This is a genomic window from Intrasporangium sp., from assembly GCF_030452765.1.
GTDB lineage: Bacteria > Actinomycetota > Actinomycetes > Actinomycetales > Dermatophilaceae > Intrasporangium_A.
Map to the genome: position 1 here is coordinate 1 of NZ_JAKDLO010000325.1, position 1,977 is coordinate 1,977.

At 69.5% G+C, this 1,977-nt stretch carries 2 protein-coding genes; both read right to left on the reverse strand.

Annotation, left to right across the window (positions count from 1 at the left end):
* Nucleotides 1-26 precede the first annotated feature (26 nt).
* On the reverse strand, nucleotides 27-953 hold the full coding sequence (locus L0H79_RS22060; protein ID WP_301486923.1) for a cation diffusion facilitator family transporter: 927 nt from the start codon (nucleotides 951-953) through the stop codon (nucleotides 27-29).
* 194 nt (nucleotides 954-1,147) lie between these two features.
* Nucleotides 1,148-1,888, reverse strand: coding sequence for a dienelactone hydrolase family protein (locus L0H79_RS22065; protein WP_301486924.1), 741 nt, complete (start codon nucleotides 1,886-1,888; stop codon nucleotides 1,148-1,150).
* Nucleotides 1,889-1,977 lie beyond the last annotated feature (89 nt).

Sequence of the window (1,977 nt, forward strand, 5' to 3'; positions counted from 1 at the left end):
GGGGGGGGTGGGGGGGGGGCCAGCCGTCAGTGAGTGCCAGTCTCGTGAGCGGCGTGACCGGCCGGCTCGAGCTGGAACGTCGAGTGCTCGACGTCGAAGTGCCCGTGCAGGCAGGCTTGCAGCTCGTCCAGCAGGGCGGGAGCGTGCCCGTCGCGGAAGCACGCGTCGGTCAGGACCACGTGGCACGAGAGCGTTGGCAGACCGCTCGTCACCGTCCAGACGTGCAGGTCGTGGACGTCGACCACGTGCTCCGGCTCGAGCAGATGGCGGCGTACCTCGGGGAGGTCCATGTCCTCCGGTGCGGCCTCGAGCAGGACCCGACCACTGTCCCGGAGCAGTGCGTAGGCCGCCCGCAGCATGAGGACCACGACGACGAGCGAAGCGATCGGGTCGGCCCGGGTCCAGCCCGTCACGAGGATCACCACACCAGCCACGACCGTCCCGATGAAACCGTAGAGGTCGGTGAGGATGTGCTGGTAGGCGCCCTCGATGTTCAGGCTCGACCGGTTTGCCCGCGCGAGGACCCACGCCGCGACGATGTTGACGGCGACACCGATGAGCGCCACGGCCAGGACGACTGCCCCCTCGACGTCGGGAGGGTAGATGAGCCGGCGTACCGCCTCGACGGCGATGATGCAGCCCACGACGAGAAGGGTGATCCCGTTGCCTGCGGCCGAGACGATCTCGGCCCGCTTCCAGCCGAAGGTCCACTTGCCGCGCGCGGGGCGGGCGGCCAGGCGCAGGGCCCACAGCGCCGCCGCGATTGCCCCGACGTCGGAGAGCATGTGACCCGCGTCGGAAAGCAAGGCGAGCGAACCGGAAGCGAACGCTGCGACGACCTCGCCGACCATGAATGCGAGCAGCAGGAGCAGTGCCGCCCAGAGGTAACGCCGGTCCGCACCCGCGCTCACCCCGTGCGTGTGCCCGTGTCCGTGGCCCTGGCCCTGGCCCATGGAGTCGAGCCTACGGCCCGACCGCGCAGCCTGGCAGATGCGATCGGGGCTGCTGCACTGTCGATCGGAACTGGCGCACTGTCGATCGGAACTGGCGCACTGTCGATCGGAACTGGCGCACTGTCGATCCCGACTGCTGCACTGTCGATGAGGAGTGCTGCACTCTCGATGAGGAGTACTGCACTGTCGATGACTCAGCGGGCGAAGGACGAGCGGATGAACTCCAGCGTGCGCTTCCACGCGTCGGTTGCCGCGGTCGCGTTGTAGCGGGACCGGGCGGTGTCGTTGAAGAACGCGTGCCCGACGCCGTCGTAGACCTGGGCCGTGAAGTCGACCCCTGCCGCCGTGAGCCGCTCGGCCAGCCGGGGCACCCCGTCGCTGATGTCATGGTCCTGCTCGCCGTAGAACGCGAGCACGGGACACCGGATGTCTGCGGGATCGGCGCCCTCCGGGAACCGGCCGTAGAACGGCACCGCCGCGAGCAGCCGAGGCTCGTGCAGGGCCAGGGACCAGGCATAGGTGCCGCCGAAGCAGAACCCGACGACCGCGACCCGCCCGTCGACACCGGGTCTCTCGAGTAGGCTGCCGACGACCTCACGCAACCCCTGGATGGCCCATTTGGCGAACTCCGGCGTGCGCGCGGGCTCGGTCATACGGCGAAGCCTCGGCTGGGCGTCGAGCCGGGCCTTCTCGTCCGGGCTCGACATGAGGCTGTGCAGCTCCTGCCCGTCGTAGGGCGTCAGGTCGACGTGCCCGAGCAGGTCCGGGGCAACCGCCAGGTAGCCCTCGGCGGCGAACCTGTCGGTGACGTCGGTGATGTGCTCGACGAGTCCCCAGATCTCCTGGATGACGATGACGGCGCCGGCCGGGTCCCCGGTCGGCTCGGCCTGGTAGGCGTTGAGATCGGACTGGAAGAACTGGACCATCTCGCCCATCGGGTCACGACTCCTGTCTGACGCTCTCCGTGGCATCGGGTGCGTGCCAGGAGCGCGGCGCGGTCTCGGGGTGGTGCAGGTCGAAGGCG